This window comes from Phenylobacterium sp. (assembly GCF_036263695.1).
GTDB lineage: Bacteria > Pseudomonadota > Alphaproteobacteria > Caulobacterales > Caulobacteraceae > Phenylobacterium.
Window position 1 is genome coordinate 1 of sequence record NZ_DATAGM010000484.1, and the last position, 3,766, is coordinate 3,766.

Below are 3,766 nucleotides of genomic sequence, written 5' to 3' on the forward strand. Positions count from 1 at the left end.
CCGGCAGAGATGGCCGCCGCGCGGGCGCAGCTGCGGGCCGAGCACGGCGACATCCGATGGCCGCAGTTCTTCGTCGAGACCGTTGAGGCGCGGCCCTCGTCGGACGGCGACGGTTACGCCTGGGACGCCGAGGTCTCCTACGGCGGCGACAGCAACCGCTTTGTGCTGGCCTCGGAAGGGGAGGGGCTGTCGGGAAAACGGCCCGAGCACCTCGAGGTGCAGGCGCTGTGGCGCCGCGCAGTCAGCCCCTACTTCAATCTGCGCGCCGGTGTCCGCCAGGACTTCGAGCCCCGGCCCCGCCGCACCTACGCGACCGTCGGGATCGAGGGCGTCTCGCCCTACTGGGTCGAGCTCTCGGCCGCCGCCTTTCTCTCAGACAAGGGGGGTCTCTCGGCCCGCCTCGAGGCGTCGACCGATTTCCGGTTCACCCAGCGGCTGGTGCTGCAGCCGAGCGCGGAGCTGAACCTGGCCGCCCAGGACGACGAGGCGATCGGCGTCGGCTCGGGCTTCTCCGATATCGAGCTCGGCCTACGCCTGCGCTATCACCTCACCCCCGCCTTCGCGCCCTACTTCGGCGTGGTCCATGAGCGGGCGTTCGGGCAGACGGCCGATCACGAGCGGGCGCACGGCGAGGATGTCCGCGAGACCAGGGCGGTGGTGGGGCTCACCGCGATCTTCTGAGCTTCCTCTCTCTCCGCTCTACAGAACGGCGAGACGTGATCTACAGCTGGTCGAGGCCGTAGGCGGCGTGCAGGGCGCGCACAGCCAGCTCGGTGTACGCGGCGTCGATCAGCACGCTGATCTTGATCTCGCTGGTGGAGATCACCTGGATGTTGACGCCCTTTTCGGCCAGGGCGCCGAACATGGTCTTGGCGACGCCCGCGTGGCTGCGCATGCCGACCCCGATCACCGAGACCTTGGCGACCTCCTCGTCCACGTGGACGTCGTCGAAGCCGATCTCCTTCTGGGCGGCGCGGACGATCTCCACCGCCCGGCCGGCGTCGCGCTTGCCGACGGTGAACTCCATATTGGCCGTGTCCGCGGTGCGGGCGTGGCTTTGGACGATCATGTCGACGTTGACGTTGGCGTCAGCCAGCCGGCCGAAGATCTCCTTCGAGACGCCCGGGTGGTCCGGCAGGCCGAAGAGGCTGATCTTGGCCTCGTCGCGGCTGTAGGCGACCCCGCTCACGATGCGCTTTTCCACGATCTCCTCCTCGTCGCACACGATGGTGCCCGCGCCTGTCGCCTCTCCCGGCTCCACGAAGCTCGAAAGCACGCGCACCGGGACCTTGTAGGCCATGGCGAGCTCGACCGAGCGGGTCTGCAGCACCTTGGCGCCCAGCGAAGCCATTTCCAGCATCTCCTCGTAGGAGATCTTGGCCAGCCGACGCGCCTTGGCTTCGATGCGCGGGTCGGTGGTGTAGACGCCGTCGACGTCCGTGTAGATGTCGCAGGCCGCCTCCAGCGCGGCGGCGATGGCCACCGCGCTGGTGTCCGAGCCGCCGCGGCCCAGGGTCGCGATGCGGCCCTGGCGGTCGACGCCCTGGAAGCCGGCGATCACCGCCACTTCGCCGTCGTCCAGCGCAGCGGCAAGCTTCTCGGGCGGGATCTCGTCGATCCGCGCCTTGCCGTGCGCCTCGTCGGTGATGATCGGAATCTGCCAGCCGAGCCACGAGCGGGCCCGAAGGCCCATGTTGCGCAGGGTCATGGACAGCAGGCCGGCGGTCACCTGCTCGCCGGACGCGACCACGACGTCGTATTCGTCATCGCTCTCGGGGATGCCCTGGGCCGCCGCGCCCGCGCCGTCGGTCCAGGCGACCAGCTCGTTGGTCTTGCCGGCCATGGCCGAGACCACCACGGCGACCTGTTTGCCAGACTCCACCTCAGCCGCCACCAGCCGCGCCACCCGGCGGATGCGCTCCAGGTCGGCCACCGAGGTGCCGCCGAATTTCATGACCAGCCGCGACACGCCGCCTTGGCCCCCGTCCTTGCGAAGTGCGCGCCTTCTAGCGACGCCGCTCCGCCGCGGCAATGGTCAGGCGTCGGACGAGGCGGTGAGTTGCCGATAGACGTCGGCCAGCGGCGCGACGGTGATCACGGCGACGACGGCGCTGAGCACGGAGCCGACGACCACGATGGCGGCGATCAGCGGGCCGCCGATCCGGAAGAGGACCAAGGGATCGCCCGCCATCAGGCTCTTCCAGTCCGGCCCGATGGACGCCACGACGGCGCCCGCGCCGATCAGGAAGCCGACGAGCTGGATGGCCAGCGCGGTCAGCACCGCCAGCAGGAAGACCAGGAACAGCCGCCCGGCGTGGCCGCGGGTCAGGGTCCACGATTCGAACAGCCGGAAGTTCCGGTCGGCGAAGCTCATCGGATAGGCCAGGCAGAGCCGGAGCATCAGCCAGATCAGCCCGCCCATGAAGGCTGCGACGACCGGGCCGCCGATCAGCGCGATGCCCCACGGCCCGAGCGCCTCGCGGAAAAGGTAGCCCACGAACACCGCCAGCCCGACGATCGGGAACAGCAGCATCATCGCCAGGATCGCGAGGCCGAACGACAGGACGAGGTAGACCAGCCCCAGCCACAGCTCCTGGCCGGAGAGGCGCAGATAGGCCCAGCGCCGTTCCTCCGGCTGCAGCACCGCGCGGAAGACCGCGGCCATCAGCACCGTCTGCAGGACCACCCCGCCCAGCGTCACCAGCGGCTGCAGCGCCATCATCTGGGCGTTGAGGCCCATCAGCTGGGCGGCGTCCGGCTCGGCGTCCTGCGACAGCGCTGCAAAGAACTGGGCGAACACGCCGCCGAACAGGGCCATCATGGCCGCCGCGAACGCCAAGTAGAGCAGGGCCCAGCCCAGCACCGCCTTGGGCTCGCGGCGGATCAAGCGAAAGCCCGCGCCCACCGCTTGGCCGACCGAAATCTCCGCCATCGCCGCCTCCCCCAAGGCTCAACCGTCGCGCGATGCTACCTCAGGTGGCCCGGGGCGTCACATGCGGGTCCGCACGCCTTCGCGCCGGCCAGGTTCTCCACTATGCAGGAGCCATGACGAGCACCGCCTCATCGAGCATCGACCCAGCCGACGTCGAGCGCTTCTCGCGCATCGCCGCCGAGTGGTGGGACCCGAACGGCAAGTTCGCGCCGCTGCACTGGTTCAACCCCGTGCGCCTGGCCTTCATCCGCGAGCAGGCGCTGGCGCGGTTCGGCCGCGATCCCGCCGCCCGCCGCCCGTTCGAGGGGCTGAGGCTGCTGGACATCGGCTGCGGCGGGGGCCTGCTCTCCGAGCCCATGTGCCGGCTGGGGTTCGAGGTGCTCGGCGTCGACGCCTCCGAGCGCAATGTGGCGACCGCCCAGGCCCACGCCGCCGAGCAGGGCCTGCCCGTCGCCTACCGCGCCGCCACCGCCGAGCAGCTGCTGGCCGAGGGCGCCGGGCCGTTCGACGTGATCCTCAACATGGAGGTGATCGAGCATGTGGTGGACCCGGGCGAGTACCTGCGCACCTGCGCGCGCCTGCTGGCGCCTGGCGGGCTGATGATTGTCGCCACCCTCAACCGTACGCTGAAGGCGCTGGCCCTGGCCAAGGTCGGCGCCGAGTACGTGCTGCGCTGGCTGCCGGCCGGGACCCACGACTGGCGGAAGTTTCTCAAGCCGGGGGAGGTGAGGGGCTTCCTACACGGCGAGCCGGTGGAGGTGCACGGCCCCTTCGGCGTCGCCTTCAACCCGCTGAGCGGCCAGTGGACGCGGTCCAATGACACGGACGTGAACT

The 3,766-nt window shown here is 70.2% G+C and carries 4 protein-coding genes; 2 read left to right on the top strand and 2 right to left on the bottom strand.

Features of this window, described 5'->3' with window-relative positions; all coding sequences use genetic code 11:
- Positions 1-681 (top strand): copper resistance protein B (locus VHK87_RS19350; protein WP_329636531.1); only part of this gene is annotated, 681 nt, incomplete at its 5' end.
- Between the two features lie 40 nt (positions 682-721).
- Here VHK87_RS19350 and VHK87_RS19355 read toward each other — a convergent pair.
- Positions 722-1,969, bottom strand: coding sequence for an aspartate kinase (locus VHK87_RS19355; protein ID WP_329636532.1), 1,248 nt, complete (start codon positions 1,967-1,969; stop codon positions 722-724).
- Positions 1,970-2,035: 66 nt separating this feature from the next.
- A complete protein-coding gene (locus tag VHK87_RS19360) occupies positions 2,036-2,932 on the bottom strand; it encodes a hypothetical protein (protein WP_329636533.1) in 897 nt (298 codons plus the stop codon).
- Positions 2,933-3,045: 113 nt separating this feature from the next.
- Here VHK87_RS19360 and ubiG point away from each other — a divergent pair.
- A partial coding sequence (gene ubiG, locus VHK87_RS19365) for a bifunctional 2-polyprenyl-6-hydroxyphenol methylase/3-demethylubiquinol 3-O-methyltransferase UbiG (protein WP_329636534.1) occupies positions 3,046-3,766 on the top strand: 721 nt, incomplete at its 3' end.

What these genes read in the sequence shown, in the direction of transcription:
- VHK87_RS19360 (WP_329636533.1), bottom strand. Translation starts at nt 2,932, where the DNA reads ATGGCGGAGATTTCGGTCGGCCAAGCGGTGGGCGCGGGCTTTCGCTTG.